Source organism: Bacillus sp. NPDC057893 (assembly GCF_042796455.1).
Lineage (GTDB): Bacteria > Bacillota > Bacilli > Bacillales > Bacillaceae_G > Bacillus_A.
Genome location: NZ_JBHVNG010000002.1, coordinates 206419 through 233149, shown reverse-complemented (window position 1 = coordinate 233149; position 26731 = coordinate 206419). Strand labels below are relative to the sequence as shown.

Here is a 26731-nt window from a genome sequence, read left to right as displayed (position 1 = left end):
TTTTTGATCGACCTTTTAAATAGATTAGATAATACGTTTAGGAGCACATAATTGTAAGTATCTGGTATAATTCTATTGAAAGGCGAAAGGAGATTCTACATGTGGTTAATTACGGTAATTGCGCCTGTTGTAATAGTCGGAGGAATTGTAGTATATGTGATTGGAAGGCTTAAACATAAATATAACAACGGTAACTTAGGTAAGAAAAAATCAAAAAACGCTCAAGTTTTATTAGATAGTTTAATACCAATGGGAATGCTTTTAGGGTGTTTAATCGGTATAATTGTCGACATATTTTTCCCGGATTATTCACTGTTTACAGTTGGTTTAGGAGCTGGAATAGGCTATTTATTTGGCTTTTTTGCTTATGAAATTTATAGCAAGACAGGCAAAGATTTTTCATAATCGAGAAACAGACGCGATTGTGGAATAAGCGAGGACAGTACATATGAGTCATATAAAGTGAAACTTTAATCAGCCCGCACCAATCGAGCGTTTACGGGCAGCCCGACTCCCACAAATAGCGGGATAAAATATGTGCTGTCCTTTCATTTATTCATCATCGTTATCCCCTCCCGCTTCAACTACCTAAAAAATAACATTGTCAACCGAACTTAAATTGGTTATCATAAAAGCGAATATAACAGGAGATGAGCAGATGAATATAAACGAAAAGAAATCTTTTTCAAAAGTTTCTCGACGGAAATTAGTCGATGAAGTGTTGGAACGTTTACAAGAAAAAATCTTTTCTGGCGAGTATGAAGTTGGTGATCGCCTCCCTACAGAGCCGCAATTAATGGAAGAGTTAGGTGTAGGGCGTTCGACGCTGCGAGAAAGCATAAAGATATTAGTACATGCTGGCATATTAGAAGTTCGACAAGGACAAGGTACTCGTATTGTCTCACTAAATACAACACAAGATTCATTTGAAAAACGATTGCAAGCAGCTAATATTAATCATGTGTATGAAGCAAGAAATATGTTAGATAAAGAAGTAGCGATGTTAGCGGCACAGCGCCGAAGTGAAGAGGATCTTTTATACTTAAAAGGACATTTGAATAAAAGAAAAAATGCCCTTCAAGAAGGAAATTATGTTGCGTACATAGATGCAGATATTCAGTTTCATCTAGCAATTGCAAAGGCGAGCAAAAACGAAGTTCTACTTGATTTGTATCAATCTTTTGTACCTGCCCTTCGCCACATTTTAAGCCAATTAATATTAAATACAGCGAACTATGAAGATAACTCTGACATTCATGAAAAGTTATTCCAAGCTATTTTAAAACAAAGTGCCGAAGAGGCACGAACATACGCCGTTCAAAATTTGGAGCTGAAATAAGCTCCTTATATATTGCACTTAAACATCAGATGATATACTCAATAACATCTGATGTTTAAGAGAGGAGAAAATCAAATTGAAACATCAAGTACGAACTTATTTGTATATACTAGCACTATTTTTTGTTTCCATTAATTTACGTATCGGAATTACATCTATTTCACCTTTATTAGAAACAATCCGACAAGACTTAAATATAAGCAATTTTTCCGTTAGTTTCTTAACAGCCATTCCTGTTTTTTGTATGGGGACATTCGCCTTACTGACTGGGAAGGTCATTAAAAAATATGGGGCAGAAAAAGCAATTATGGCTTGTCTTATTTTAATTGGCTTTGCTACATGTATGAGGGCTTTTACCTCTTCCATTTCCACATTATTCGCGAGCTCTTTATTTATCGGCATTGGAATTGCACTTGCAGGTCCGTTACTATCAGGTTTTATTAAAGAAAAATTCCCTACGAAAATCGGCTTAATGATTGGAATATATTCAGTAGGCATGGGAACTGGTGCTTCTTTAAGTGCAGGATTAACGATTCCTTTACAACATGTATTAAAAGGATCTTGGAATATGGCACTCGCTTTCTGGGGTGTACTTACTATTATCGCTATTATATTTTGGTATCCGGTTATGAAACGAAAAAAGAATACAAGTACACAAGATAAAAAGAATAATAGTTTACCTTTAAGAAATAAAAAAGCATGGTTGTTCACAATCTTTTTCGGACTACAATCAGGAATCTTTTACTCCATTACAACTTGGCTTGCGCCCGCAAATCAAAATATGGGCGTCAGTAGCGAACAAGCTGGTACTCTCATAACTGTATTTACAGTTATTCAAATGATATGTAGCTTTTTAATTCCAACATTAGCGGATATTTATAAAAACCGAGCACTTTGGTTATTAGGGAGTATATGCTTCGTACTCGTAGGTTTATCGCTTATGATTTACCCACTAACTACACCATGGATCCCTTCTATTTTACTAGGTATCGGGCTCGGCGGCGTATTCCCACTCGCTCTCATGCTACCGCTATATGAAACAAAAACTTCAGCAGATGCGAGTGCATGGACTGCTATGATGCAGTCAGGAGGATATATTATGGGCGGATTCATTCCTGTCTTAGCAGGAATCGCTCGTGACTATTTTGATGGTTATACGCAAGTTTTTATTATAATGGCACTTTTAAGCTTAATTTTGTTCATTTTAACTTTAGTCATGAACAAAAAGAAAGTAGAAGCAAAAGATCTTATAGCTTAAATAAAAAGAATGAGCTTTTTCCTAAAGGATCAAGCTCATTCTTTTTACTTCTACTACTTGAAAACAAAAAAAACCCCTCAAAGCATACGCTTCAAGGGGTGAGCCTGTTTTTTATTTAATTATATACGTACAGCTGTACCACTTACAGCAACCATTAACATTCCATCACGAACAACTTCATAATCTACGTCAATACCAACGATAGCGTTCGCACCTTTTTGTTTTGCAAGTTCTTTCATTTCATCCATCGCGATATCACGAGCTTCTTTTAGCTTGCTTTCATAAGAACCAGCACGGCCACCGACAACATCACGAACTGAAGCAAATAAATCACGAACAATATTTGCACCCATAATAGCTTCACCATTTACAATATCAATATACTCAATAATTTCTTTACCTTGGATTCCAGACGTTGTTGTTACAATCATGACTGACACTCTCCTAATAAGTTGTAGTTTTTAATGTGCTTTCTTATGTCTTTATTATGACATGGAAAAAGTATCTAATCTATTGAATTACCTTACATGAATGTGACAATTTTGTAAGGGTGAAATATTATTTCACCTTCCTTTTACAATAACCACCTAAACTAACAGAATATTGTTATAATTAAACTAGAGGAGGGGATAAAATGAAAAAAATCACTTACATATGTGCTCTAAGTGTTCTATCTTTTACTTTAATTGGTTGTACAAGCACTTCTACTACAAATAATACTCCAAAAACTAAGCAAGAACATGTACAAAATGCCATTCCATTCAACTCCGCAGACATTACAAACATTGAATTACTTAGAACAACAAGTAATACTAGTTCCAAATCTCAAACAGATAACCAGGAAATGATACAATCAATCGCTTCAGCAGTCCAAAAAGGAACAACGAAAACAATCACATTAGATCAAAAAAAGAGAGCATCTGCACATTCTACTATAACCGTTACATATAAAGATGACTCAAAAGAAGAATTTCTTGTGTGGGTTGATAATAAGGAGCAAATTACGATAGCTAAAGATGAAAAGAAAGATAAAGTAGAAGGTGTGACATTGAACGTTAAAGACGCTAAGATAATGAAGGATTTTTTTAAAAATGATAAAACGTAAAAGGATCCCCATCAACTTAATGATTCAAAATTAGCACAAAATTTTGTTCAGAAACACTATAAAATTTCAGTCTAATAGGTCAGTGGCGAGACCCTAGATTATTAAACTTAAAATGTTTCAAATCGAAGGAAGACACCTTATAAGGTGTCTTTTCTTTATTTTCAAAAGGACCTGCTCAATTCATGCTTAAAAACATAAAGTAAAGTGAACCCGTTAAAATACATGAGTGACCCCTTGTTTTATCCTCTTATCTAAAGGAGGAACTATTATGGGATTTGGTGGTAGTTGTGGTAGTTGTGGCGGCGGTGGCTTCGCTGGAGGATTTGCTTTATTAGTTGTATTATTTATTTTATTAATCATAGTTGGAGCTAGCTGCTTCTGCTAAAAAACTATCGGAAAAGACACTCATGTGAGTGTCTTTTCTTCATGAAAAAATCCCCGTGCTAAACAAAAAATAAAATAAGCTGCCCATATGGACAGCTTATTTATATAATTATCGTTATTGGAAGTTAATTATATTTTTCTACGGACTAAATAAAAAGCTAAGGAACCCATAATAATAGGTGTAACTAAACTAGAAGAATATGCGCTAGTAATAGTAAAAAGAGAGAGTATAAGTATATAGATAACAGCTATTCCTATAAATAGAGGAATTCCAAATCGAAACTTTTTACATTGTTTTATGTTCCTGTATAATACTTCTCCAATTAGGCAAGCTACAAGATCTAGTATACTACCAAATATGATGAGAATTATAATGAATCCAACTATGTTAGGCAAATCATTCTGAGAAGAATAACTAGGATCAGAAATATATGGTATTAAGAACCATATGATAATAAAAGTAAGCAGACTTGCAGCATAACTAATTAAAAATTTTTTCATTTGTATCTCCTGTATAATTCATAATGTTATTTCTATTATATGACAATTTTCTTATGCAAGATAGATAAAATATAATATGTATACCGCATTCATGATTGGTTGACATAACGTCTCATTATTGGTAGCAAGAATAAGGAGGAACCCTAATCTCACAAGTAAATCTCCTTTTTTTGTTCTATGGATCTATGCATTTTTTTATACATTCCTATCCTGACGCGGTTTTAGGGTTCTCGTTTGTTATTGGATTAGCCGAAAAACTGTATAAAATCTTGCATGCTCTTAGCGGGGTACCGCCAACAAAACTCGATTTCGTACGCTAAGAAAAAAGCCTTGCTACATAAGTAATGTAGCAAAGCTTTTTTAAGTTGTTTAATTCTCACTCCACTATCGGCTTTGTTGACTAACACTTTAATTATTTTAACAGCCTTTTGTTTAATTCCCACAAAGCCGTTTTGTTACTATCCCATTTTAAAAGCGTTACGGCTTCCTCAAAGCACAACCATTTATAATTGAAGTGTTCTTTAGATAATTTAATATTTTTTGTAGGAACTTTAACTCCAAAAGAAAATTCTTTTATTACATAAACATCTTCGCCCCAAAGAAATTCACCAACTACATCCTCTACTGGTAGTGAAGACACAGAATCTAGTTTTATATATGGACTTTCTCTTGTAATACCAGCCTCTTCAAACGCTTCTCGTTTTGCTGATTCAATAGGAGTCTCACCATCTTCTCCACCACCAGCTATTCCTTGCCAATAACCATAATCACTTCGATTAAAAATGGCATATTGAATGGAATCGTCAGTTTTTATATAAGGAAATATCAATACTTGATACGGTGCTCTCATTGCTTAACCTCCTTCCGAAAAAATATGAACAATTTATTCACTAACTTGCTATTTTAGTAAATAAAGTATTTGCATTTAAACTTTATAAAACTCAAATGTATTTTTTTCTAAACATATTGTTTCATTGGAATTTTTGATAATAATATCAAAACGTTGACTATATGGATGCATAAACACTTCATACTGAATCCGACGTTCTTCATGAGACTTCCTTAAGTAATTAATATCGGCTCCTCTTTCAATAATATCACGGCTAGACCTTCTCATTAATTCTGTTTCTCCATCTGTATAGAAGTAAATTTTCAAATCAAATAAATTTGGATTAATAAATGCGACACTCATTCCTTCTACAATCGTCACCTTATTTTTCGAAGAAATTAACTCACTTTTTATATAATGTGTATCCATTGTATAAAAATCTAAACCAGCTCTTACCATTTGAACATCTCTTTCTAACGCAGACAAATGATGGGCTGATGGATGACAAGCTGTCATTTTATCATAATGATTTTCATTCTGATATGTATAGTGGATATTTGTATACTTTCGTACATTTGAACTAACAATGTATGGATCTGTATTAATATAACTCACTTTATTTTGATTTAATTGGTTTATGAGCTTATTGGCGAACGTTGTTTTTCCGGCAGCACCGTGTCCTGAAATACCAATAACAATCTGTTCATCGGTCATACTGATCCAATTTATAATTTCTTGTAATAACTTTTTCATTATTCTCCCCCTGTTACTAATATACCACTTTATTCACATTATCTTAATATAGAGGTATTCTACTATAAATTCATACATGAAGTGAAAAAATGGTATTATTATCCATCATATCATCTCTATTTTTAAAAAACTATATTAATTTCCGAAGGATTTTATTGTTATTTGGGGTAGTACCCATACTAAACGAGCAATTATCTGGTGTCAATTTACATTTAAGGTTGCCCCATCCATATTTGCATAAGATGGGCCTGCTGCTTTCATAACTATTTCGGTCATTACTGGAACCGTGACACCTACTCCTAAATTGATTATTGAGAAAATAATTACTAATAACAAATATGGCGTATATGGATAAATTCACCAGAATTTCCTTTTTTGTTGTATGATTAATTAGGTGGTATTATTTCTAAAATTAATCACGGAATTTCTTTAGCAAATCCTGAACTGTTTAATAGCTTAGTCGAAAACTGGATTGAACATGATGCCCTGCCGAAAGAAGTAAAAGAAGTTAATTAAGTTCTCTTTTAACCCTAGATAAACAGCAATATATGTTCTAATCCCCTTAAATGTTGCAAGGAAGTGGTGAAATTATGAATAAAAAAACTTGGTTTATATTTACTTTTTTAGCTATTTTAGTAGCTGGTTATGCTGTTTTCCAATATTTTATTATGGATGGATTTCAAGCAGGGTTTATTCAAATGAAGCTTATGTTTCTATCTAAAATGAGTGCATTTTGGTACATTATGTTATTTATACATATTGCAACTAGTGTAGTAGCATTAGTAATTGGTCCTTTTACATTATCCACAAAATTTAGAGAAAAGAATATCAGTCGCCATCGAATGATTGGAAAAATCTATATGATTGGTGTATTATTTGGCGGCGTTTCAGGACTTTATTTATCCTTTTACGCTACGGGAGGATTAGTAGGAAAGCTTGGTTTCGGTTTGTTATCCGTATTTTGGCTAACATCGGCATATCAAGCATTAAACAGAGTTAAGAATAAAAAAATTCAAGACCATCGGAATTGGATGATCAGAAATTATTCCTTAACCTTTGCGGCAGTTACATTAAGAATTTGGCTACCTTTATTTGTATTGCTATTTGGACTGAAGCATTTCGAACTTAGTTATGCTGTTATTGCTTGGTTAGCGTGGGTGCCAAATTTAATCATTGCAGAATTATTTATAAGACAAAGTCTTAATAAAGGACAACAACAGAAAAATGCTGATTTACAACGTTAAGGAAATTTCAATATTAAAAAGCCTAATTTCTCAATTAAATATGAAGAAATTAGGCTTTTTTCATTTAGTGATGAAACCCATTATCACATTTCGTATCATGTGGCATAGGCCCGTCCAGGGAATCCAGAAAGGCAACGGTCTGTTTGAGGTTCCTCAAAAATAAATGCGCGAGATCCATGGAAAATCCATTTCGAACCACAACGCGCATAATCGTCACCGCTTCCATATCTGGAGGCAATGGATAGGCGGGTACTTGCCAGCCGAACACACGCAATTGTCGAGATAAATCATAAAGATTCCAGTTTAATGTGTAACCATCTTTCAATCGCCAAGCGAAAACCGGAATATCCGAACCATCGGACAAAAGTTCGAACGGTTCCATCTTCTGAATCTCCTTGCTAAGAAAAAGAGCGACTTTCTGAGAAGCCCTTTGGACATCATAGTACCCACTTTTCCCCAAACGCAGGTAATTGTAATATTGCAGGAGCACTTGTGCGCCAGGACGAGAGAAATTCAGAGCAAAAGTCGGCATGTTCCCGCCCAAATAGGAGACGCGGAAGATTAGATCCTCAGGGAGATCTTCAGCTTCCCGCCAAATTATCCAACCCAACCCAGGATAGACTAATCCATATTTATGTCCGGATACATTGATGGACTTCACCCTCGGTAATTGAAAATCCCAGACTAAATCTGGTTGAAGAAACGGTGCTATAAATCCCCCCGAAGCCGCATCCACATGCATGGGAATGTCGAGGCCCGTCCTCTCCTGTAAATCGTCCAACGCTTTCGCAATGGCGGACACCGGTTCGTAAAGCCCGGTATAAGTCTCACCGAGAATCGGTACTACACCAATCGTATTTTCATCCACGACAGCGAGGACCCCCTGAGGATCCAATCGGGGATGCTCAGGGCTAACCTTCACATAGCGTGGTTCAACCTCCCAATAGTTCGCGAATTTTTCCCAAACAACTTGAACAGCAGAACTAAACACAATATTGGGCCGATCCACCGGCTTCCCTTCGCTTTTGCGTGCATTTTGCCAGCGTCTCTTTAACGCAAGCCCCCCGAGCATACATGCTTCCGACGATCCAGTTGTTGAAACGCCCATAGTCGTAAGGGGGGTGGGCGAATGCCAGAGGTTTGCTAAAATGCGGACACACCGCTCCTCAATTTCGGCTGTCTGTGGATATTCATCCTTGTCAATCATGTTCTTGTCGAATGATTTGGCATATAAGTGCTCTGCGGCAGGCTCCATCCATGTGCTAACGAATGTTGCAAGATTCAAGCGGGCATTGCCATCAAGAGCAATTTCATCATGGACGATTTGATACGCTGTTTCTGGTAACATGCCTTCATCAGGCATGTGAAAGCGCGGAACGACTGATTCTCCTTCGCGGGCAAACAGGGGATTTATAGAAAATTCGTGAGGCAGCTCCATTTGCACGTGACGCGGTAGATATTGTGGATTATCTGGCATGATCTCTTTTCCTTCGTATGCATCGTTTTGAACTTTTGCTTTTCGATCCTGTGGCATACAAGTCCCCCTTAATTAATTTTTTAACAAACATATTATTTACAAAAAAGCAGTTGTTAAACCAAGGGGACAATTCTAATAAAAGGTGCTGCCACCATTCGAATTAAAGGAGAATCCATGAATGGACTTGCAAGAGCTATTTTCTTCGGTAAACAAGGTGAGCTTAGGGAACGAACCATACAGCATCAATTGCAAAGGGCCAGTGCCTTAAACATAATTATCAATGCCATCAGTATCTGGAATACTTTACATCTAACAAAAGCAGTTAAATATCAAAAACGGATAGGTAGTTTTAATGAGAACTTATTGCATCATATGTCACCTTTAGGTTGGGAACATATCAATTTACTAGGAGAATACCATTCTAATTCAGAGAAAGTGTTTCAAGTCGGAGGAAGGCACCTTAGGGTGTCTTTTCTTTATTTTCAAAAGGACCTGCTCAATTCATGCTTAAAAACATAAAGTAAAGTGAACCCGTTAAAATACATGAGTGACCCCTTGTTTTATCCTCTTATCTAAAGGAGGAACTATTATGGGATTTGGTGGTAGTTGTGGTAGTTGTGGCGGCGGTGGCTTCGCTGGAGGATTTGCTTTATTAGTTGTATTATTTATTTTATTAATCATAGTTGGAGCTAGCTGCTTCTGCTAAAAAACTATCGGAAAAGACACTCATGTGAGTGTCTTTTCTTTGTACGTTAAAAAGGCCCACCTATTTCCGTAGGCGGGCCTTATCTTTATTACACAATACCAAAGTATACTCTCTTTTCCCCTTAAATTTTATGTAATTATACATGTTCATGAAAATACAAATAGTAAAATATAAATTGTAGGCATGCTCTATAAAGTAGATTCTTTTGAAAGACGTAACGTAACATATCAATCATTATAGGAAATGTGTCGAGACCCCTACTTAATTAAATGCCTTTTTTGATTTATAAAAAGTAAAATCATGATAATTTGTTTCCAATCCGCATCCTTTTCATTAATCTATTTTAAGAAGATGCATTTACGAATCCAAAATAATCCCCTCAAAGCATCAGCTTTAAGGGGATCTCTCATATCATTTTTTTCTCTTCATACAACCTATTTGCTTTATACGAGCAAACGAAAAACATACCAATCGCAACTGGGGTAAATACCCATGAAATGCCCCTCATTAATGCAAATGGTGTTTCAAATAATAATGATCCTACAAATGCTGCACCGTGCATATCCCATAATCCAGGTGTATAGTATAAGTCTTTCGGATTCACAATCGCTCCTAGATCGATTGTATTATTAAACATAAATAGGATTAACAGTGGCAAATAACATATCGCCAATTCTAAAAATGTCTTAGATAGACGCTTGTACTTCCCTGCTCGTGACATTTGATCTGAAAAAATGTCATCTTCGCTTTCCTCATCTACCTTTTTAAAATATTGCGTGCCTGACCACCAATTACCGGCTATATGCTTCCAGCCACTATCTTCAAATAATGTGCAGTAATTAATAAAATCTTTTCTTCTATTAAATATTCTATGATCTATTTTAATTGTCGCATCTTCCGGTTCTGCGATTCTAAATTTATAACCGAATGTATTACTTTTTAGTTGATAGCCTTTCCAAGCCATCTCTTCTAACCATTTTTCCTCTTTCTCAAAGTCTAAAAAGAATTTCAATCTCCACATCTTCGCTTCCCCCTAACTATACATTTAATAAGCTTTTTGTAACCCCAACAATGTGCTGCATCCTCATAAAGTCTAAGTGTAATACTTCTTTCCCACGCTCAGTAATTACATACACTTTTCTTCGTTTATCTTCACTTTTTACCGATTCTATTAATTGTTGCTTTAATAAATTTTCAACCGCACCATACAATGTACCCGCTGCGATTTTCACTTGATGATCACTAAGTTCCTCCACCTTTTGCATAATTAAATAACCATGAGCTGGCTCCAGTAAAGCTAAAAGAACGTAATACGTTGTTTCCGTTAATGGTAAATTTTTATCTCTATTCATAAAGACCTCCAATGTAACGATAAGTATATAGTCAAACTATATAGTTGAACTATATAGTTTTATTTTATACAGTTGAACTGTACATGTCAAATGTAGTAAGAACTTTATTATCCATAACAAAAAACGCTACCTTTTTAAAAGATAGCGTTTTTTGTATTACCCTTGCTTATTCTTCGCTTTCATTTGCTCTTCATAAACAAACTTCACTGTCATAAAGTCATTTGAAAAATCTTTCAATGCATTCTTCATCACATTTAATTCTTCTTGTGATTTGATTTCTACTCCATTTAAGAAGTCAAATGCTTTTGATTGCTCCTCAGCAACAAAGTTTTGCGTCATATAGTCATCTTGGAAGTCTTGCTTCGCCTTTTCTTTCACTTTATTCATTGCCTCTGTTTTATTTATACTTTTCACAGGATTTGCGAATGCACCCGTAGGCTGTTCCGGTTTAGGCTCTTCTTTCGTTTCTGGCTGTGGAACTTGTGCTGGTGCTGGTGCTGGTTGTTGTGGTTGTTGCTTAGGTTGTTCTTGTTGAACTGGCTGTTGCGCTACTTGTTGCTCTTTTTTCGCTAATTCATCTTTTAACTTCTTAACTTGTGCATCAAGAGATTTATTTTCAGTTTCTAATAGCGTCTTATCACCTTTTAACTTTTGTGTTTCTTCAAAATGATCATCTACTAATTTATTGTATTCTTTCTCAGTGTACATTTTTTCACTAGTTGATGTCGTTTTCCCTTTCGTAACAACTACATTAATAATTACAATTAAAACTGCGATCCCTATTAACGCAGCAAAAATCTTCTTTTTGTTCATTACTGATCATCCAAAATGTAAAATTCCCAAAGTTATCATAACAGATGCAGTTACGTTCCTTCGTCACATTATGTCGAACCGGAATAATAAAAAAGCACCTGAAATAGATGCTTTTTATTATCAATACGTAAACGTAATCGTCACTAAAGAATATCCTTCTTTTGCATTATACGGCTCCGCTTTATAAGAAACACGGTTCGCTCCTTGCGGGAAACGAATTTCTCCAATTGCCTTCTTCACATCTTGCAGTGCGCCGTCCATTGATTGCTTATACAGAATTTCAATCTTTTCAGGCTTTGCACTATAGCGCTGCTGCATTTTACTTTTTAATTCGTTATAGCTATTTGCGATGTATTCATTTCCTAAATAATTTAACTTTGTATCTTTTAATATTTGTCCGTATGCAGCTGATTTCGAGCTACCCCCTGCAATTTTACTCGTCAATGTATCATAATAATTTGTTGTAGCCTGCGGATAGTCTCCGCGGTTCCACTCGTGATTTCTTGCAATTTGTTCATCTGATAAGTTGAAATAAGAATATGTTACGCGGCCTTGTTCATCTGGCACTGGATCATCGAATGTTGTATCAAGATGGTACCATTTGTTATTGATTTTAACTAAATTCCACGCATGGGGCTGACCGTCTCCAGTTCCTACTACAAAATGATTCTCAATTCCAGCTTCTTTTAATAATTGATAGGTTAATAGGGTGTAACCTTGGCAAACGGCAGAACGATTCGCGAGTGCCTCATATGCTGTATACGCTTTATAAGACGTATCGTAAGAAACATGTTCTACTACGTAATCATGAATCGCCTTCACTTTTTCATGATCATCCATACCGACTTGAATAATAGAAGAAACAATCGCTTTCGCTTCTTTCATCACATACTCGGTTTGTTCTTTCGTTTCGCGATATGTAATATTTAGCGTAAACGTATAATCTCCAGGTGATCCAGAAAGTCCATATGAAACATTCGATCTATTATAATTTGTATACTCATTTTTACTTGCGACTTCTTTATATGCGGTGAAAAGTGTATTCATCACTTCTTTTGTATTACTATTTTTCGTCTTATATGGAAGTGTAATATTCGTCTCGTACGTATTAATACGCTTTTGCACTTCATCTTTAAACGCTGTTAATAATGCCGCATCTCCTGTATCCTTTACATCAGTATTTTTATATTTCAAAGTTTTATATAAAAACTGTGCATACTGTTCACGTGTTACTGTGCCATATGGTTCAAATTTCCCGTTGCCTGTACCATCTGCGATTCCGTTTGATTGTACTGCACTAATCGCATTTTCTGCCCAAAATGGATTTGGAACATCATTAAATGTATGTTTTTGTTTAGCAGCAAGATGAAAAGCATTTGTAAGAATTTGTGCCATTTCCGCACGACTCACAGAAGCTTTAGGTCTAAATCGGCCATTTTCATCACCTTTAAAAACCCCTAAATTCGTTAAAGTTAATACCTCTTCTGGAAACATTGTAGAATCTCGATTAATATCACCGTAAGGATTTTTAAACGTAGAGCCATCTTTTAATACGTAACGAGTTCCATCATTACTAAACGAACCGCCTTGCTTATTCGGCACTAGCACTCGATAAATTAAAGCTGCGACTTGCTCCCTCGTCGCAACATCTCCAAAACCAAATATCCCATTTCCATAACCTGAAATAATATTTTTGCCCGCTAAATCTTTAATCGCCGGATACGACCAATGCGATGTAGGTACATCAGAAAAAACGCCTGCTTCAGCAGCTTTCACATCACTGCCATTTGTATATAATAAAGCACCACCTATTAGTGATAATGATGTAATTGATTTTAATAGTTTTGTGTACATAATGCCTTCTCCCAATACGTCTTCTATTTTTTGTTTTTTTTGTCGAAAAATCTAAAAGAATATGACAAAACACATTATACAATTAAAACTTTTCGGAGGATATACTGAATTTCAAAATATGCAAAAATCCATATTACTATAGGGATTCATACTGATATTATGCTATTTTATTTGCGAATATATAAATAAAAAGGAAATATAACATACAGAAAGCCCTCCGCAGCATATTTCACAAAGTTTTACAAAGGGACATGGTGTATCATGTCGAAAACACTATTTATAACCAAGTTAATTTACTTCTATTTGTAAAGGAGATGGAGAAATGTATTTTACAATAGAAAAACACACCAAAATAAATATCAACCTAAAGAGGTGTTAGTACTATGAAAAATAAGAGATGTGATAATTGCGGTTCTACTAAATTTAAAGAGGGGAAAGTTGGATTTGCTTATCATGCATATGTTTGTGAAGATACGTCTAGTTCGCTCTTTAAAGCAGGAGACCGTTCTAAACTATTAACAACATTCTGTTTAGAGTGCGGTGAGGTGAAATCATTCAGAGTGGAAAAACCAGAAATATTTAAAGGATAAAATGTATCCAAGACACTTAAATTATTTATACTTTTGAGTGTCTTGGATATTAATTTGAAGTCGATTTATTTAAAGAGACGCTTCGTTCCGGCAACAACATTGGCTAGAATAGCAATTATAGCTGCACCAATAATTATATATTTGATTTCAGGTTTAATAACAGATTCTAGAAAAAGAATAGATACAATTATTGGAATCCACTTCATACCTCCATGCAATATTCTTTGGAACTTTTGGATACATTAAATATGCATAGCATTGTAGTTTGCATATATTTCACTTTTGTATTTTTGAACCAAGTATTAGGAGGGTATTTATGATGAAAAGCTGTACAGCATTCCTTATTATTGATGTACAGGTAGGTTCATTTGAGGAGAGAAAAGTCCTATATAATAGAACGGAATTATTAAGAGTCATTCAATTATTGATTTCTAAAGCCCGTTCTGCTTCAGCCCCTATTTTTTATATGAAGTTTAATGGGAAGTCTGGTTCTTCACTTAGACAAGGGACACCTGGATGGGAAATTCATAAATCAATTACTCCAGCAACAGGAGATGTCGTTCTTGAAAAGAATCATCCGGATTCTTTTCATAAAACGAGTCTTCAACAAGAGCTGGAAATGAGAAATATAAAACGAGTTGTTATAGCAGGAATTCAATCTGAAATTTGCATAGATGCAACATGCCGGCGTGCATACAGCTTAGGATATGACGTTACTCTTGTAAAGAATGGACATAGTACATATAACTCTACATTATTATCGGCGTCTCAAATTATTGAGCATCATAACGAGATAATAGGTCAATGGTTTGCTTGTGTAAAAAATTCCGAAAGTATAGAATTTTGATTCTATCTCTATATAAACGAAACCGCAGTCAGGGACTAGACTGCGGTTTTTCGACGTACAATGAATTACAGTAATTACTAAGAGTTGCATAATCTTTCATTGTAATTAACTTAACTTTTTATTTGCTAAGAAGCATTGCAACAGAACCTAGTAAAGTCTCAAAAAACAACTTATTATCAATCAATATTTAGTAAAAACATATTAATACTTTAGAATTTCTTTAATTTTCATTATTTTTTATTTAAGATTGTCCTTTATATTTATAATGTGTTATTTGAATTTATCGTATTGAAGCGGATTTTCACATCACTATAAGCAATTTGAAAATGGAAAAAATAAAGTCCCCATTAGATTAATTATCCTGTTCTTTTGCGTCTTTTATCTATTTATGTTAATTATTATGCAGCTAAAAAAAGTACAACTTATTGATGGAGAGAGGAAATAAAATGAATTTAGTGAACTTACGTCCTAAACAGCGGTCTAAGTATCGCATTCTACTAGGGACATGGTATTACTCTACAAAGAGGTACATTCAGTGGTTAGCAGACGGAAAAACATATGCAAAAACGTTTCAACAAGAAAAGTTACCCTATACAGCGATTCAGCACCGAACGATACTACTTCGTAAGCTCAAAGATGTAGATATGTGGTATCAACAAAATAAAGTTGTTAATTTGAAGATTGCTATTAAACAACTAAATGGTATCGTCATTAGACCGGGAGAAACATTCTCTTACTGGCGTTTAATAGGTAAGCCTACGAGGAGAAAAGGGTATGTAGAGGGCATGATACTACACTATGGATCTTTTCAAGCAGGCATTGGGGGAGGACTTTGTCAGCTTTCAAATTTAATATATTGGATGACCTTACATACACCATTGACAGTAACAGAGCGATATCGTCATAGTTTTGATGTCTTTCCTGATTCCAAGCGGACCCAACCATTTGGAAGCGGCGCAACTTGTTCTTATAACTATTTGGATTTACAAATCAAAAATGAAACGGACCAATCGTATCAACTTCACCTTTATATTACAGATAAGCATTTAGTCGGTGAATGGAGAGTTGCCTATCCGCAGCTTTATCAATATGAAGTTTATGAAAAAGAACACTCAATCCAATCTGCATACTGGGGTGGTTATATACGACATAATGTTATTCAACGTAGAGTATATAATCAACAGAAACAGTTTATAGAAGACCAATATGTAACGGAGAATCACGCTATAATGATGTACGAACCACTATTAGCTTATAATAATGAGGAAAGCGAGTGACGGTAACATTCGTGTATCAAGTATTTTTGTCTAATAACACAATACATGCCTTTCTTCATATAATTAATAGGCCCATTCCTTTTTGTAACATAACTTTTTCGTTTTTATTGAAAATGAATTTTATATCTTTCTTTCCAACAAACTGGTTCCTAAACTAAACTGCCCGTTTCTACAATAAGAAGAGAGCTGCCCATAAGTCGGTTTCACCAACTTATGGGGCAGCTCCCTCATAGTTTCACCTTATTCTATCGATGAATCCAAACTGCACCTGCAGACTTGTCTTCAGCTTGACCTACTACTTCAAACTTCAATCCTAGTTTCGGCAACTTACGTCCTGCATCTGGAATAGCGCTGTTGATGTACTGCTTAGAATCATCAAATTTTGCAACTCCTGGTAATCCTTTATAGTCAAAGATACCGCGAGTTGGCGAATCTACTCTCCATGCTGGCGTTTGATCAAATGAGAATGCCGCATCGGCAATTTGATAACGCGTACTGCTCTTCACAGTCGGTTGCCCGTTTAATGTACCTACGATTGCCTCTGGATGAGAATCTACTACTCCTAAGAATCCTTCACCTGGATGAACGCCTACCCAGTTATCTGTAAAGCTTTGATCCGCATACCATACAACCATTCCTGTATTAAATACTGGACCACGCGCATGTTGTAACGCCGTGTCAGAACCAGCGTAATTTCTCCACTCTACATAGTAGTTATTTTTTTTCTGTTCCAATCCGTTAGATACAGTAAATCCTTTTAATGTCATTGCTGGCTGGCCTTCTGCATCATCTGAGAAAACAACTTTGCCATCTACAGTTAATGCTGCATTATCTAACGCAAATCCTTTATAAGCTACTGCAATATCTGTTAAATATTCAAATTGCAGTTTTACTTTTTTCCCTTTGAATTTGCTTAAATCGTATGATTTATCAACCCACTTACCATCAGTTGTATCCATACCGCCTTTTACATCTTTTTCGCCAATTCTATCAATACGTGTCTTCGTTCCATCTTCTGTAATCGCATTTACGTCAAGGAAATCATACTTCGCTTCAAGTTCGTAGAATGTCTTATAATCGAACTTAGCATCCTTTGCATTTGTTAAGTCAAATACTGGTGTTTCAAGTGTTGTATGAATGTCATTTCCTTTTGTACTGTAATAAAACTTCTTACCAAATGCCGCTTCGATATTTTTTATATCTTTGTCCGGCAAGTTAACACGAACGATTCCTGGTCGTTTTGATTTTGTAACACTTTGATCTAAATATGTTGCAACACCGACTCCTGTGCGAAGTTTATCATAATCTACCTCAACGATATTCGCCCAGTTGCCATTCATATTCTTTTGGAAAAATTCTTTATTTTGTGGTGAGAAACTTGTTGGCTCTGTTCCTGCAATTTTTCCAGCCCAGCTTCCGCCGCTCATAATAGACCATGACTCAACAGGTTCACCTTGTCCTGAGTACTTCGTATCGTACTCATCTGGTAATCCTAAATCATGACCATACTCATGCGCAAACACACCAACTGCTCCGTCCTCAGGCTCGATTGTATAATCGTATGCAGCCATCTTTCCGCCCCAATTTGAAACAGAAGATTTTGTGCCATCAATCGCATATGGTTTTGATCCAAGTTTTGAACGATGAGACCAAATCGCATCATCTTTCAATTTACCGCCGCCAGCTTCTTGACCCACGCCAGCATGTACAACCATTAAATGATCAATAATGCCATCTGGCTCGTTTTTATTTCCATCACCATTTTGATCGTATTGATCAAATTGGTCATAATCAGCTAAGTTAATTCCTTTTGCTACCGCTGCTTTTAATGCTTCTTTCACAAGATCACGTGGCCCTAAAGGACCTTTGTTATCATGACCAGTGCCCGCATCCGCACCATAATCTGAAGCTTTCCCTGGAACAGTAAGCCATTCCGTTACAGTTCCATCAACTGTGTAGCTCCCGCCAGATTGTTCTTCATAATATTGTTTAAATGTATTAATCTTCGATCCATCAAATAACGTAAATGGTTCATCACCAAATAACATTTTTTGATAATGTTCACGATTAAAGTCCTTAGAATACATGTATCCTGGCTCTTGATCAATATTGTTATGCTTAAAATCACTAAATTCTACGAGTAAAACAAGCACTTTATCTTTTCGAACAGCTCCGTTGTACTCTTCTTGCTTCGCTGGTGCAGTAGGTACTTTTCCATTTAATTTACTAGAATTCAATCCAGCACCTTGTCCAGCTACTGGTCCTACTGCGGGCTGCTGCGCCTGTTCATTTTCCTTCATTTTTGCATCTTTTACTTTTTTCATAAAATCAGAAGCTTCTTGCGTGAGACTATCTCCTGTCAAGATTTCTTTCCCAGGGTTTTCCCCTTTCTTTTTCTCAACATATTTTTCGACAGCCTTTGACGTCTCAGCTTGTGATGCAGATTGATCAATTACGCCTCGTTGTTTTAGCGCTTCCGCTAAACGCTCCTCCGGTATTAAATGCTCATCTATTGGTAGAGATGATGGCGCATCAGCATAAGCTGCATGACTTCCAAAAGCAAAACTACTACTTAGTACTGCCGCTGTTGCTAAAACTGATAATGGTTTTAACTTCTTATTCTTTTTCAATGCATTTCCTCCCCAGTGTCTGCGAATTATCGTTTTTTTTGCCGATAGAAACATAATATTCTCTTTATAGAGAATATTCAATCTTTTTCAACAAATAAAATGTTGAGAAATATTTTTAGGGTGAAATACGTAGGTTAGAAAAATAAAAAGAGGTTACAGCAAACTAATACTATAACCTCTTCTTGTTATATTTTTTCACTACAATTTTTAAATTCCTCAGCATGCAATTCACAAGTTCCTCCGTTTCGACCATTACTCCCCCATGATCAGCAACATTGATGCAATAGAGCTTTCCGTTATAGTAAGGAATTCCTTTCACCTCACAAGACACTTTATCATATTGATTAAAGACATAATCATACCTTCCCACTTTTTTCACCTATATCAATTACTACTTTCCTATTAAAAATATTACATTTCCAAGTTTCTCTATTAACTTCTTCACTTTCAATAGCTTTTCCACATTCATAATATTCATAATCTTCATTTTCAAAACGCTCTGAAGTTATTCACATAAACAATCCTCCAATTAATGAAAAGAGCGCTATCCTAATGAGAATAGCGCTCTTTTCATTAATTATTAACCACCGTAATCCCCTACTGACATACTTTGAATAACATTTGGATGCTGTTTACCTTTTTCTGAACTATCTTTACTTAATAAACCTAATGAAAACGTAAATACCGTAGCAATCCCCATAATCGTTAGTAATAATTTTTTCATTTTAACGCCCCCTTATCTATCGCTTTTTTACGTGCTTGTGCACTTAAATAGAAATACTTACTAGCTTCCGTGTGCTTTTCTTCTTCAAAAAACTTAATTCCCAGCGTTTCATAATGTTCCTGCATATACTCATATAACTCTTCTCTCTCAAAGTATTGAACCCCTTCTAAAATTACTATTTCAAGTTTTTGAGCGGAAGAATTGTCGTTCTGTTCCTTTAAAACCTTGAACCGGTGTTGGAACTCTAGTTGATTAATCTCATTACTAATACTTAAACCTTTCTCAATAAGTTCACCAGCTATCTCAACTTCTTCTAACTTATAGTGTTCTAGTGCCTTAGCAAAAATAGCTTTATAGTGATTTGGATTCTTTTCCACGACTTCAGAAAGATAACGAATAGCCAAAGTCGACATGTTCTGACTTGAATACATCCATCCCAGATTATGTCGGACCATTAGAATAAATTTTTCTTCTCCATTTTTTTGAAATTGATCTAACGCTGCCATGAAGTGTTCTTCAGCTAATTCCCATTCTCTTAAATAAATACATGCTAGTCCTAAAATATTTTCACAGAAAGCAATATTAATTTCATATCCTGGTTGTTCAGCAAACATTTCTTTCGCTTTTTTTGCATAGTTAATGGATTTTAAACCTTCCTGTATATCATAGTAGAAAGTTGCTGACTTATAATAAAACTCAGCCTGTTCTAGTGAATCAGGAGCATATTTCAAAAACACCTCTGCTCGATCATAATGTTCCTTTGCTAAGTGATAGTTCCCTAGCTCATTTGCATGCATACCTTTAAAAAAATTATAATAGTACGCTAAAAAGTTATCTGTCGGTTTTTCGAATGAATCTATTTCATTAAAACTATCTTTATCTAAACCCAGGTTATCTATCAAGTAGTTATATCTAAACTTTAAAAGCGAATAATATAATGATATATTCTCCTTTTGAAAGTTTTCTTCTGCTTCTCTTTTAAGTTTATGTATCTCTACGTCTATTTTTTCTTTCAAACGTTCGGCTTCCTTTATACGTCTGGACCTTATCTCTAAATACCACTCATTTAACAGCTGTATTATTTTCTCTTGTGCATTAGCCGCAATCATGAAATCCCTCCTAGTCTTCCTCTTACTATCTTCTAATATCATAATAACAGAAAATTCCATCTTTTCGTTCGAGACCATTAGAAATTTAAACTTTCTCAACAATTTACAGAAAATTCGAGTGACCGGATTCCAAAATAAAAAATTCGTAATTTGTTCACACTTCAGCTTTAATTTATCTACCTCTACAAACACCGATAACAAGGTCTGTCATAAGAGGGAACTTTATACCTATTTATAGACTACTCATTAAAAGCTGCTTCCAACAGACAATATTACACCTTTACTATATTATTTGAACTCACTTTGTTTATCTTCTTTTAAAATCCTTAGTGGCTATAAAGATACATATATTTGTATAAAGAGCATACATAACAACGCTCCCATAAAGGTACCTGAAGAAGTTTTCTATACCGTCAACTATATAGAAAAAATCCTCCCCACAGTAAGAAACTTACTACGGAGAGGATTCTATGAAACTAGTATCACTTTATTTCAAACTACCCGCAATCTCCGTAAAGATAACCCCAAGTGCATGCGCACCTGCATCTGGATATCCTAAGCTTCTTTCGCCAACTGTACCAGCGCGGCCCATGCGAGCTACGATTTCTTTCGTATACTCTGCCCCTTTAACCGCTGCTTCTGCTCCTTTTTCAAAGGCAGTTTTCATGTCTGTACCATTTGAAGCACTATCAATCCATGAGTCTACACATGGAGCAAGTGCATCAACAAGCGTTTTATCACCAACTACCGCTCCTCTACCGAACGATCTTTCACCGATAGATTGTATGCCGTGAAGTGCTGCTTGTAACATTTCAGCGAACTCGTTGGCTGTTAACTCACGTTTTTCGTCTGCTACTTTACTAGCTGCACGGAACGCACCGCCCCAAATTGGACCTGAAGCGCCGCCGCAATGTTCCATAATAATCATAGAACAACTATCAAGGAACGATCCGATCGTTACATTTTCTTGTTCTACAATAGAATGCCATTCACGTTTTAATTGCTTAAATCCTTTTGCTACACTCATTCCGAAGTCGCCGTCACCTGCATGTGTATCTAACTCACAGAACGGTACTTCATTTTTAATAATAATGTCGCTCATTTTATCAACGAGATAGATCATGTTATTTAATGTAATGACATTATCTTTCATAACAGCGTGCTCTTCCGCTGTTTCTAGTTCAAATGAAACTTCCTTCTCTTCTACATCTTCAAGCACATTCACGTACTCTACACTTTCAACTGGTCCGTCTACTTTAAACGCAGGTGTATTACACTCTTTCGATAATAACGTTTTTAGCTCGTCATCTAACTTCATCACTGTTAAAGACATCCCAGCCATATCGATACTCGTCATATAATTACCGACGAATACTCTATTAATTTTAATGTTTCTAGCAGCTAATTCTCTCGTAACTGCGTTGTTAAATAGGTAAAGTTCTTGCAGTGGTGTTCCGCCAAAACCGTTTACTAGAACCGCAATTTCTTCGCCATCTTTTACTCCTAAATCTTTTATTAAATCATTTGTCATACGGTTAGCTAATTCATCAGCTGACATCGTTTTTTCACGCTTAATTCCTGGTTCACCGTGAATACCAACGCCGTATTCCATTTCATCTTCCGCAAGTGTAAAAGTAGGTGAACCACTCGCTGGTACTGTACAAGAAGTTAACGCTAAACCAATTGTGCGCACGTTAGCCGCTGCTTTTTCAGCGATAGCTTTCACCGCTCCTAAATCCATACCTGCTTCCGCTGCTGCGCCGGCAATTTTATGAACTAAAATAACTCCCGCAACACCGCGGCGCCCTACTGTGTACAAACTATCTTCTACCGCAATATCATCGTCCACTTTTACGTAGTCTACTTCAATGCCATCTTCAGTCGCTAAATGCGCACCGTTTTTGAAATTCATAATATCGCCGCTGTAATTTTTAATAATTAATAACGTACCCTTTTTACTAGCTGTCTCTTTAATCGCTTGATATACCTGAATTTGCGTGGGAGAAGCAAACACATCTCCGCACACTGCCGCATCTAACATTCCTTTTCCGACTAGTCCTGCATGCGCTGGCTCATGACCACTACCTCCGCCACTAATTAACGTTACTTTATTTTCGTTCATTTCTTTCTTCTTAATAACTTTATATTTTTTCAAAAGCTCAAGCTCTGGATGAGCCATAACCATTCCGTTACACATTTCCATTACTAATGTTTCTGGTTTGTTTATAATCTTTTTCATTGTGATTCTCCCTCAATTCCTTTAATATATTGTGATATATTTGAAATCTTCTTCTTACTACTCATGTTAAAATGAAAGCGTTTTATAGTAAACGGACAAAATGGACAATCTGTCTAAAGACACTTCTTTCATTTGTAGATAGGATTTGTATATTACTAATATTCTAGGGATGATTCTGATGACCTCTTCTATAATTTCTAAAAAGATAATCGCGAACTCGTTGAAACATTTAATGGAAACAGAGTCGTTTCATAAAATATCAGTGAGCGATATTATGATAAACTGTCAAATGCGTAGGCAAACTTTTTATTATCATTTTAAAGATAAATTCGAACTATTGAGCTGGATTTATAGAGAAGAAACGAAGGAAAACATTATCGACTTTCTCGACTATGAAACATGGGAAAATATTTTTGATTTATTATTCGATTACTTTTATGAAAATCAAAAATTTTACCGAAATGCTTTTAAAGTCATTGAGCAAAACTCGTTTAATCACTATTTATTTGAGCATACGAAAAACTTATATATGAAGATTATTGATGAACTATCTATGAGCTGTAGATTAACTCTTTCTATTGAAACAAAAAATACGATTGCCTCCTTTTATAGTCACGGCTTCGTTGGAACGATAAAAGATTGGATTGAAAGCAAGTGCGAAGTAAATCCGTCCATCATGTCTTCTCTCATGAAAAATATGATAAATAATCAATTACTACTTTTACTCGAACAATCAGCAAACAAATCATAAGGTGGCCAAAGCAATGAAAAAGATTATGAATGATGTAGAAAATATTGTTCAAGATATGCTGCATGGCTTTTATTTTGAACATAACGACAAAGTAAATTACGACGAAACACATAACATCATTTATGTAAAAGATATCGAAAAAATGAAGCAAAACGTTGTCATTATAAGCGGCGGTGGTAGCGGACATGAACCTGCCGATATTGGTTATGTAGGAAAAGGAATGCTTACGGCAGCAGTAAACGGAAGTATTTTCACCCCGCCTACAGTGGAGCAAATTGTGGCGGTAACTCGCTTAATGCCAAAAGATAAAAGTATTTTATTCATCATTAAAAACTTTAAAGATGACGTAGAAAACTTTCTAGCTGCAGAACAAGTCGCAAGAGAAGAAGGAAGACAAATTGACCACATCATCGTAAATGACGACGTTTCAATTGAAGATGATGCTTCTTTTAATAAAAGAAGACGCGGCGTAGCTGGCACTGTTTTCGTTCAAAAAATATTAGGTGCGGCCGCTCTTGAAGGCTATTCTTTAGAAGCACTAACAACACTCGGCCGTTCTGTCACCGAAAACTTACATACATTAGGAGTCGCCCTTTCACCTGCAAATGATCCAGTACAGGGAAAAGCTTCATTTTCATTAAACGACGATGAAGTCTTTTACGGAGTCGGCATCCACGGCGAAAAAGGTTACCGTAAAGAAGCGCTATCCTCTTCTGAAATATTAGCGATCGAACTCATGAACAAACTAAAAAGCATTTATCGCTGGAGAAAAGGAGACAACTTCGCCATCCTCATTAACGGACTCGGTGCGACACCATTAATGGAACAATACATTTTCGCAAACGACATTCGCCGTTTATTTGAGCTGGAAGGCTTACATGCGAAGTTCGTAAAAGTTGGTACCCTTCTCACTTCTTTAGATATGAAAGGTGTTTCGCTCAGTTTGCTTAAGGTAGAGGATTCTGATTGGGTGAAGTGGTTGAAGGCGGATGTTGGAGTGAGTAGTTGGTAACAAATTTGCAATTTATCCACCAGTTCCCACAATCCAATACATGAAATGTGGTTATCCAGTCGGAGGAAGGCACCTTAGGGTGTCTTTTCTTTATTTTCAAAAGGACCTGCTCCATTATTGCGTAAAAAGCATAAAGTAAGTTGAATCCGTTAAAATACATGAGTGTACCCTTGTTTTCCCCTCTTATTAAAGGAGGAACTATTATGGGATTTGGTGGTAGTTGTAGTAGTTGTGGCGGCGGCTTTGCTTTACTAGTTGTATTGTTTATTTTATTGATCATTGTTGGAGCTTCTTGCTTCTGCTAAAAAACTATTGGAAAAGACACTCTTATATGAGTGTCTTTTCTTATAATAAAAAGCTCTCCATAAAGGAAAGTTTTTGGGTTTATACATTCAAGTCATCCAAATCAGTTATTTACACAACACTTTATCACTTTCGGTCTTTAGTGTGAAATACAAATAACCCTTCCGCTACACAAAGTTGCTCAACTAACTTTAATTCCTTAGATTCAAAACTTATATAAGTAAAACACCCATCATAATAGGGTGATTTAAATAGATAGGATAAAACGAAAAAAGTCCAATTTCTTAATACCGAGAAATTGGGCTTTTTAATATCGTAAACTCCTTAACGTTGTAAATCCGTATTTTCCTGACGCTAAGGAAATGTCACTTATTAAAAAAGCCGATTTCCATCTCAAGGAATCGACTTCTTTAGTTATTCTTAATGAACTAACGCATGCGTTAGTTGCATAAGTAAGAGGTTTGAAAAAATAGCCTGTATATATTTGAACGATGAATAACTTACCTATTTTCTTGTGTTTGCACCATATACAGAAAATCGGGAAAAACGTAACATATTATTTATCTGTTTGTTTTTGCTTCTTTTTCAAATACTCCGCACGCAATTTTTCAAGTTGCTGCTTTTTATCAAATTTGGCAGGCGTCTGTTTTTCATGAAACTTTGCCACAGCTGCCTGACCTTTGTAATCCAATTGATATTTTCCCACTTTGTTCACCTACTTTTCTTGTCTTTAAAGAGAATCTATTCAACAAATATACTATACCTTATTTTACTGAAGTAAACCTTATTATTTTATTAGTTGCAAAGTCTTTTTACTACTTGTTTAAAAAAATCTACATCCCCCATATTTTTCTCCAAAAAATCACCCCTTGTTATTAATTTTTCTACTTATATCTATCCCAATCCAAATATTACCTACTTAAACTAACCTGCCCCGTTAGTTTAAGTAGGTAACTTCACAATCTAAATAGAGTAAAGCCTATTGGTACATAATCAAATCACCTTTAAATTAGACTTCATAATGTTTCATAAGACTTGTATCAAAATGCTTATCGTTGTAAATGCGCATTTTCCTGACGCTACCCCATATATGACGTACTATAATCATTCTTGCTATCAATGGAATTTAAAGAAGATGACTCCTGTTTGCATACAGAAATCATCTTCTTTATGTTGCCTAACTTTTTTAGAATGTCCTTTACAAAGAGTACAGATCCAGAGCACCTCCTTCCTATTCACCGAGATCACGTATACCTTCTCCCCTCAAAATCACCAAAACCCATTTACAAATCTATAAAAGTAGATATAATATCCTTATGGAACCTTTATTAATTTATAAAGCATTGTCAAATGAAACAAGATGTCAAATTTTATCATGGTTGAAAAATCCAGAAAACCATTTCGATGAAAAGCCTTATCTAGAACAAGGCCTTAACTTTCAAGTTGGAGTATGTGTAGGAGATATCCAGCTTAAAACTGGCTTAGCCCAATCGGTTATTTCTAGTTATTTATTAACTATGAAAAAAGCAGGCTTACTAGAATCTGACCGAATTGGAAAATGGACATACTATCGTCGAAATGAAAAAACAATACGAGAGTTTTCTGAATACGTCCAAAACGAATTATAAAATGAA

The 26731-nt window shown here is 35.4% G+C and carries 29 protein-coding genes and 2 pseudogenes; 16 read left to right on the top strand and 15 right to left on the bottom strand.

What is annotated here, in order from left to right; translation table 11 throughout:
* Positions 1-99 precede the first annotated feature (99 nt).
* From ACFVQC_RS09825 to ACFVQC_RS09815, 3 genes are all read left to right on the top strand, one after another.
* Positions 100-405, top strand: a complete 306-nt coding sequence (locus ACFVQC_RS09825) for a hypothetical protein (RefSeq protein ID WP_377894889.1) — start codon at positions 100-102, stop codon at positions 403-405.
* A gap of 253 nt (positions 406-658) precedes the next feature.
* Entirely contained in the window at positions 659-1339 is a 681-nt protein-coding gene (locus tag ACFVQC_RS09820; protein WP_377898246.1) for a FadR/GntR family transcriptional regulator, read from the top strand.
* A 70-nt stretch (positions 1340-1409) separates the two neighbouring features.
* Complete coding sequence (locus ACFVQC_RS09815) at positions 1410-2597, top strand: MFS transporter (RefSeq protein WP_377894916.1); 1188 nt, start codon at positions 1410-1412, stop codon at positions 2595-2597.
* A 119-nt stretch (positions 2598-2716) separates the two neighbouring features.
* Here ACFVQC_RS09815 and ACFVQC_RS09810 read toward each other — a convergent pair whose 3' ends face one another.
* On the bottom strand, positions 2717-3028 hold the full coding sequence (locus tag ACFVQC_RS09810) for a YbjQ family protein (protein WP_000637510.1): 312 nt from the start codon (positions 3026-3028) through the stop codon (positions 2717-2719).
* A 203-nt stretch (positions 3029-3231) separates the two neighbouring features.
* On the opposite strand from ACFVQC_RS09810, the gene ACFVQC_RS09805 reads away from it, so the two are divergent.
* Both ACFVQC_RS09805 and ACFVQC_RS09800 read left to right on the top strand, forming a co-directional pair.
* Entirely contained in the window at positions 3232-3702 is a 471-nt protein-coding gene (locus tag ACFVQC_RS09805; protein ID WP_377894886.1) for a hypothetical protein, read from the top strand.
* Positions 3703-3970: 268 nt separating this feature from the next.
* The gene (locus ACFVQC_RS09800; protein WP_002069235.1) at positions 3971-4087 is read left to right on the top strand and encodes a YjcZ family sporulation protein; all 117 of its coding nucleotides are present in this window, start codon (positions 3971-3973) and stop codon (positions 4085-4087) included.
* Positions 4088-4215: 128 nt separating this feature from the next.
* Here ACFVQC_RS09800 and ACFVQC_RS09795 read toward each other — a convergent pair whose 3' ends face one another.
* The 3 genes from ACFVQC_RS09795 to ACFVQC_RS09785 all read right to left on the bottom strand — a co-directional run bounded on the left by ACFVQC_RS09795 (position 4216) and on the right by ACFVQC_RS09785 (position 6169).
* On the bottom strand, positions 4216-4587 hold the full coding sequence (locus ACFVQC_RS09795) for a hypothetical protein (RefSeq protein ID WP_002150140.1): 372 nt from the start codon (positions 4585-4587) through the stop codon (positions 4216-4218).
* A 412-nt stretch (positions 4588-4999) separates the two neighbouring features.
* Complete coding sequence (locus ACFVQC_RS09790) at positions 5000-5437, bottom strand: NUDIX hydrolase (RefSeq protein WP_001202613.1); 438 nt, start codon at positions 5435-5437, stop codon at positions 5000-5002.
* A 75-nt stretch (positions 5438-5512) separates the two neighbouring features.
* Positions 5513-6169, bottom strand: coding sequence for a uridine kinase family protein (locus ACFVQC_RS09785; RefSeq protein ID WP_002202909.1), 657 nt, complete (start codon positions 6167-6169; stop codon positions 5513-5515).
* Between the two features lie 393 nt (positions 6170-6562).
* On the opposite strand from ACFVQC_RS09785, the pseudogene ACFVQC_RS09780 reads away from it, so the two are divergent.
* Together ACFVQC_RS09780 and ACFVQC_RS09775 are read left to right on the top strand one after the other, a co-directional pair.
* Positions 6563-6685 (top strand): annotated as a pseudogene (locus ACFVQC_RS09780) (alpha/beta hydrolase); the annotation flags it as partial.
* Positions 6686-6759: 74 nt separating this feature from the next.
* On the top strand, positions 6760-7413 hold the full coding sequence (locus ACFVQC_RS09775) for a DUF2306 domain-containing protein (RefSeq protein ID WP_377898245.1): 654 nt from the start codon (positions 6760-6762) through the stop codon (positions 7411-7413).
* 64 nt (positions 7414-7477) lie between these two features.
* Here ACFVQC_RS09775 and gad read toward each other — a convergent pair whose 3' ends face one another.
* Complete coding sequence (gad, locus tag ACFVQC_RS09770) at positions 7478-8947, bottom strand: glutamate decarboxylase (RefSeq protein ID WP_377896382.1); 1470 nt, start codon at positions 8945-8947, stop codon at positions 7478-7480.
* A gap of 105 nt (positions 8948-9052) precedes the next feature.
* Between gad and ACFVQC_RS09765 the strand changes: the two are divergent.
* Together ACFVQC_RS09765 and ACFVQC_RS09760 are read left to right on the top strand one after the other, a co-directional pair.
* Positions 9053-9409: pseudogene (locus ACFVQC_RS09765) on the top strand (Tn3 family transposase); the annotation flags it as partial.
* 70 nt (positions 9410-9479) lie between these two features.
* Positions 9480-9596: a YjcZ family sporulation protein gene (locus tag ACFVQC_RS09760; protein ID WP_002069235.1), complete on the top strand. Its 117-nt coding sequence runs from the start codon at positions 9480-9482 to the stop codon at positions 9594-9596.
* A gap of 406 nt (positions 9597-10002) precedes the next feature.
* Here the strand turns inward: ACFVQC_RS09760 and ACFVQC_RS09755 are convergent, their stop codons facing one another.
* The 4 genes from ACFVQC_RS09755 to ACFVQC_RS09740 form a co-directional block, all read right to left on the bottom strand.
* Positions 10003-10617 (bottom strand): DUF2812 domain-containing protein, encoded by a 615-nt coding sequence (locus tag ACFVQC_RS09755; RefSeq protein WP_377898244.1) that lies wholly within the window; start codon positions 10615-10617, stop codon positions 10003-10005.
* Positions 10618-10633: 16 nt separating this feature from the next.
* Positions 10634-10948, bottom strand: coding sequence for a PadR family transcriptional regulator (locus tag ACFVQC_RS09750; RefSeq protein ID WP_002150150.1), 315 nt, complete (start codon positions 10946-10948; stop codon positions 10634-10636).
* 156 nt (positions 10949-11104) lie between these two features.
* Positions 11105-11761 carry a hypothetical protein gene (locus ACFVQC_RS09745; protein WP_377898243.1) on the bottom strand — a complete coding sequence of 219 codons (657 nt, stop codon included), beginning with the start codon at positions 11759-11761 and terminating at the stop codon, positions 11105-11107.
* A 120-nt stretch (positions 11762-11881) separates the two neighbouring features.
* Positions 11882-13615: an S-layer homology domain-containing protein gene (locus tag ACFVQC_RS09740; protein WP_377898242.1), complete on the bottom strand. Its 1734-nt coding sequence runs from the start codon at positions 13613-13615 to the stop codon at positions 11882-11884.
* A gap of 383 nt (positions 13616-13998) precedes the next feature.
* Between ACFVQC_RS09740 and ACFVQC_RS09735 the strand changes: the two genes are divergently transcribed.
* A complete protein-coding gene (locus ACFVQC_RS09735; RefSeq protein ID WP_002011051.1) occupies positions 13999-14205 on the top strand; it encodes a hypothetical protein in 207 nt (68 codons plus the stop codon).
* A 65-nt stretch (positions 14206-14270) separates the two neighbouring features.
* Here ACFVQC_RS09735 and ACFVQC_RS09730 read toward each other — a convergent pair whose 3' ends face one another.
* Positions 14271-14411 (bottom strand): hypothetical protein, encoded by a 141-nt coding sequence (locus ACFVQC_RS09730; protein ID WP_002011050.1) that lies wholly within the window; start codon positions 14409-14411, stop codon positions 14271-14273.
* A gap of 110 nt (positions 14412-14521) precedes the next feature.
* Here ACFVQC_RS09730 and ACFVQC_RS09725 point away from each other — a divergent pair, with 110 nt between their 5' ends.
* Both ACFVQC_RS09725 and ACFVQC_RS09720 read left to right on the top strand, forming a co-directional pair.
* Positions 14522-15052 (top strand): cysteine hydrolase family protein, encoded by a 531-nt coding sequence (locus ACFVQC_RS09725; RefSeq protein ID WP_377894050.1) that lies wholly within the window; start codon positions 14522-14524, stop codon positions 15050-15052.
* A gap of 446 nt (positions 15053-15498) precedes the next feature.
* Positions 15499-16329, top strand: a complete 831-nt coding sequence (locus ACFVQC_RS09720; protein WP_377898241.1) for a VanW family protein — start codon at positions 15499-15501, stop codon at positions 16327-16329.
* A 245-nt stretch (positions 16330-16574) separates the two neighbouring features.
* On the opposite strand, the gene ACFVQC_RS09715 is transcribed toward ACFVQC_RS09720, so the two are convergent.
* The 4 genes from ACFVQC_RS09715 to dhaK form a co-directional block, all read right to left on the bottom strand.
* Positions 16575-18959 carry an immune inhibitor A domain-containing protein gene (locus ACFVQC_RS09715; protein ID WP_377898240.1) on the bottom strand — a complete coding sequence of 795 codons (2385 nt, stop codon included), beginning with the start codon at positions 18957-18959 and terminating at the stop codon, positions 16575-16577.
* Between the two features lie 580 nt (positions 18960-19539).
* Positions 19540-19683 carry a hypothetical protein gene (locus ACFVQC_RS09710; RefSeq protein ID WP_377898239.1) on the bottom strand — a complete coding sequence of 48 codons (144 nt, stop codon included), beginning with the start codon at positions 19681-19683 and terminating at the stop codon, positions 19540-19542.
* A complete protein-coding gene (locus tag ACFVQC_RS09705; protein WP_377898238.1) occupies positions 19680-20792 on the bottom strand; it encodes a response regulator aspartate phosphatase in 1113 nt (370 codons plus the stop codon). Before ACFVQC_RS09705 ends, ACFVQC_RS09710 begins: the two co-directional genes overlap by 4 nt.
* Positions 20793-21279: 487 nt before the next feature.
* On the bottom strand, positions 21280-23031 hold the full coding sequence (gene dhaK / locus ACFVQC_RS09700; RefSeq protein WP_377898237.1) for a dihydroxyacetone kinase subunit DhaK: 1752 nt from the start codon (positions 23029-23031) through the stop codon (positions 21280-21282).
* 178 nt (positions 23032-23209) lie between these two features.
* Between dhaK and dhaS the strand changes: the two genes are divergently transcribed.
* From dhaS to ACFVQC_RS09685, 3 genes are all read left to right on the top strand, one after another.
* Positions 23210-23782, top strand: coding sequence for a dihydroxyacetone kinase transcriptional activator DhaS (dhaS, locus tag ACFVQC_RS09695; RefSeq protein WP_219917350.1), 573 nt, complete (start codon positions 23210-23212; stop codon positions 23780-23782).
* Positions 23783-23795: 13 nt separating this feature from the next.
* Positions 23796-24794 (top strand): DhaKLM operon coactivator DhaQ, encoded by a 999-nt coding sequence (gene dhaQ, locus ACFVQC_RS09690; protein ID WP_377898236.1) that lies wholly within the window; start codon positions 23796-23798, stop codon positions 24792-24794.
* A 203-nt stretch (positions 24795-24997) separates the two neighbouring features.
* Positions 24998-25099: a YjcZ family sporulation protein gene (locus ACFVQC_RS09685; RefSeq protein WP_000505688.1), complete on the top strand. Its 102-nt coding sequence runs from the start codon at positions 24998-25000 to the stop codon at positions 25097-25099.
* Between the two features lie 554 nt (positions 25100-25653).
* Here the strand turns inward: ACFVQC_RS09685 and ACFVQC_RS09680 are convergent.
* Positions 25654-25803, bottom strand: coding sequence for a hypothetical protein (locus ACFVQC_RS09680; RefSeq protein ID WP_002069316.1), 150 nt, complete (start codon positions 25801-25803; stop codon positions 25654-25656).
* Positions 25804-26413: 610 nt separating this feature from the next.
* Between ACFVQC_RS09680 and ACFVQC_RS09670 the strand changes: the two genes are divergently transcribed.
* Positions 26414-26725, top strand: a complete 312-nt coding sequence (locus ACFVQC_RS09670; protein WP_002159054.1) for an ArsR/SmtB family transcription factor — start codon at positions 26414-26416, stop codon at positions 26723-26725.
* Positions 26726-26731: the final 6 nt, after the last annotated feature.

What these genes read in the sequence shown, in the direction of transcription:
- ACFVQC_RS09755 (WP_377898244.1), bottom strand. Translation starts at nt 10,617, where the DNA reads ATGTGGAGATTGAAATTCTTTTTAGACTTTGAGAAAGAGGAAAAATGG.
- ACFVQC_RS09795 (WP_002150140.1), bottom strand. Translation starts at nt 4,587, where the DNA reads ATGAAAAAATTTTTAATTAGTTATGCTGCAAGTCTGCTTACTTTTATT.
- ACFVQC_RS09750 (WP_002150150.1), bottom strand. Translation starts at nt 10,948, where the DNA reads ATGAATAGAGATAAAAATTTACCATTAACGGAAACAACGTATTACGTT.
- dhaQ (WP_377898236.1), top strand. Translation starts at nt 23,796, where the DNA reads ATGAAAAAGATTATGAATGATGTAGAAAATATTGTTCAAGATATGCTG.
- ACFVQC_RS09805 (WP_377894886.1), top strand. Translation starts at nt 3,232, where the DNA reads ATGAAAAAAATCACTTACATATGTGCTCTAAGTGTTCTATCTTTTACT.
- ACFVQC_RS09785 (WP_002202909.1), bottom strand. Translation starts at nt 6,169, where the DNA reads ATGAAAAAGTTATTACAAGAAATTATAAATTGGATCAGTATGACCGAT.
- ACFVQC_RS09790 (WP_001202613.1), bottom strand. Translation starts at nt 5,437, where the DNA reads ATGAGAGCACCGTATCAAGTATTGATATTTCCTTATATAAAAACTGAC.
- ACFVQC_RS09735 (WP_002011051.1), top strand. Translation starts at nt 13,999, where the DNA reads ATGAAAAATAAGAGATGTGATAATTGCGGTTCTACTAAATTTAAAGAG.
- ACFVQC_RS09820 (WP_377898246.1), top strand. Translation starts at nt 659, where the DNA reads ATGAATATAAACGAAAAGAAATCTTTTTCAAAAGTTTCTCGACGGAAA.
- gad (WP_377896382.1), bottom strand. Translation starts at nt 8,947, where the DNA reads ATGCCACAGGATCGAAAAGCAAAAGTTCAAAACGATGCATACGAAGGA.
- ACFVQC_RS09670 (WP_002159054.1), top strand. Translation starts at nt 26,414, where the DNA reads ATGGAACCTTTATTAATTTATAAAGCATTGTCAAATGAAACAAGATGT.
- ACFVQC_RS09725 (WP_377894050.1), top strand. Translation starts at nt 14,522, where the DNA reads ATGATGAAAAGCTGTACAGCATTCCTTATTATTGATGTACAGGTAGGT.
- ACFVQC_RS09740 (WP_377898242.1), bottom strand. Translation starts at nt 13,615, where the DNA reads ATGTACACAAAACTATTAAAATCAATTACATCATTATCACTAATAGGT.
- dhaK (WP_377898237.1), bottom strand. Translation starts at nt 23,031, where the DNA reads ATGAAAAAGATTATAAACAAACCAGAAACATTAGTAATGGAAATGTGT.
- ACFVQC_RS09685 (WP_000505688.1), top strand. Translation starts at nt 24,998, where the DNA reads ATGGGATTTGGTGGTAGTTGTAGTAGTTGTGGCGGCGGCTTTGCTTTA.
- ACFVQC_RS09720 (WP_377898241.1), top strand. Translation starts at nt 15,499, where the DNA reads ATGAATTTAGTGAACTTACGTCCTAAACAGCGGTCTAAGTATCGCATT.
- ACFVQC_RS09825 (WP_377894889.1), top strand. Translation starts at nt 100, where the DNA reads ATGTGGTTAATTACGGTAATTGCGCCTGTTGTAATAGTCGGAGGAATT.
- ACFVQC_RS09745 (WP_377898243.1), bottom strand. Translation starts at nt 11,761, where the DNA reads ATGAACAAAAAGAAGATTTTTGCTGCGTTAATAGGGATCGCAGTTTTA.
- ACFVQC_RS09800 (WP_002069235.1), top strand. Translation starts at nt 3,971, where the DNA reads ATGGGATTTGGTGGTAGTTGTGGTAGTTGTGGCGGCGGTGGCTTCGCT.
- dhaS (WP_219917350.1), top strand. Translation starts at nt 23,210, where the DNA reads ATGACCTCTTCTATAATTTCTAAAAAGATAATCGCGAACTCGTTGAAA.
- ACFVQC_RS09730 (WP_002011050.1), bottom strand. Translation starts at nt 14,411, where the DNA reads ATGAAGTGGATTCCAATAATTGTATCTATTCTTTTTCTAGAATCTGTT.
- ACFVQC_RS09810 (WP_000637510.1), bottom strand. Translation starts at nt 3,028, where the DNA reads ATGATTGTAACAACAACGTCTGGAATCCAAGGTAAAGAAATTATTGAG.
- ACFVQC_RS09705 (WP_377898238.1), bottom strand. Translation starts at nt 20,792, where the DNA reads ATGATTGCGGCTAATGCACAAGAGAAAATAATACAGCTGTTAAATGAG.
- ACFVQC_RS09775 (WP_377898245.1), top strand. Translation starts at nt 6,760, where the DNA reads ATGAATAAAAAAACTTGGTTTATATTTACTTTTTTAGCTATTTTAGTA.
- ACFVQC_RS09760 (WP_002069235.1), top strand. Translation starts at nt 9,480, where the DNA reads ATGGGATTTGGTGGTAGTTGTGGTAGTTGTGGCGGCGGTGGCTTCGCT.
- ACFVQC_RS09710 (WP_377898239.1), bottom strand. Translation starts at nt 19,683, where the DNA reads ATGAAAAAATTATTACTAACGATTATGGGGATTGCTACGGTATTTACG.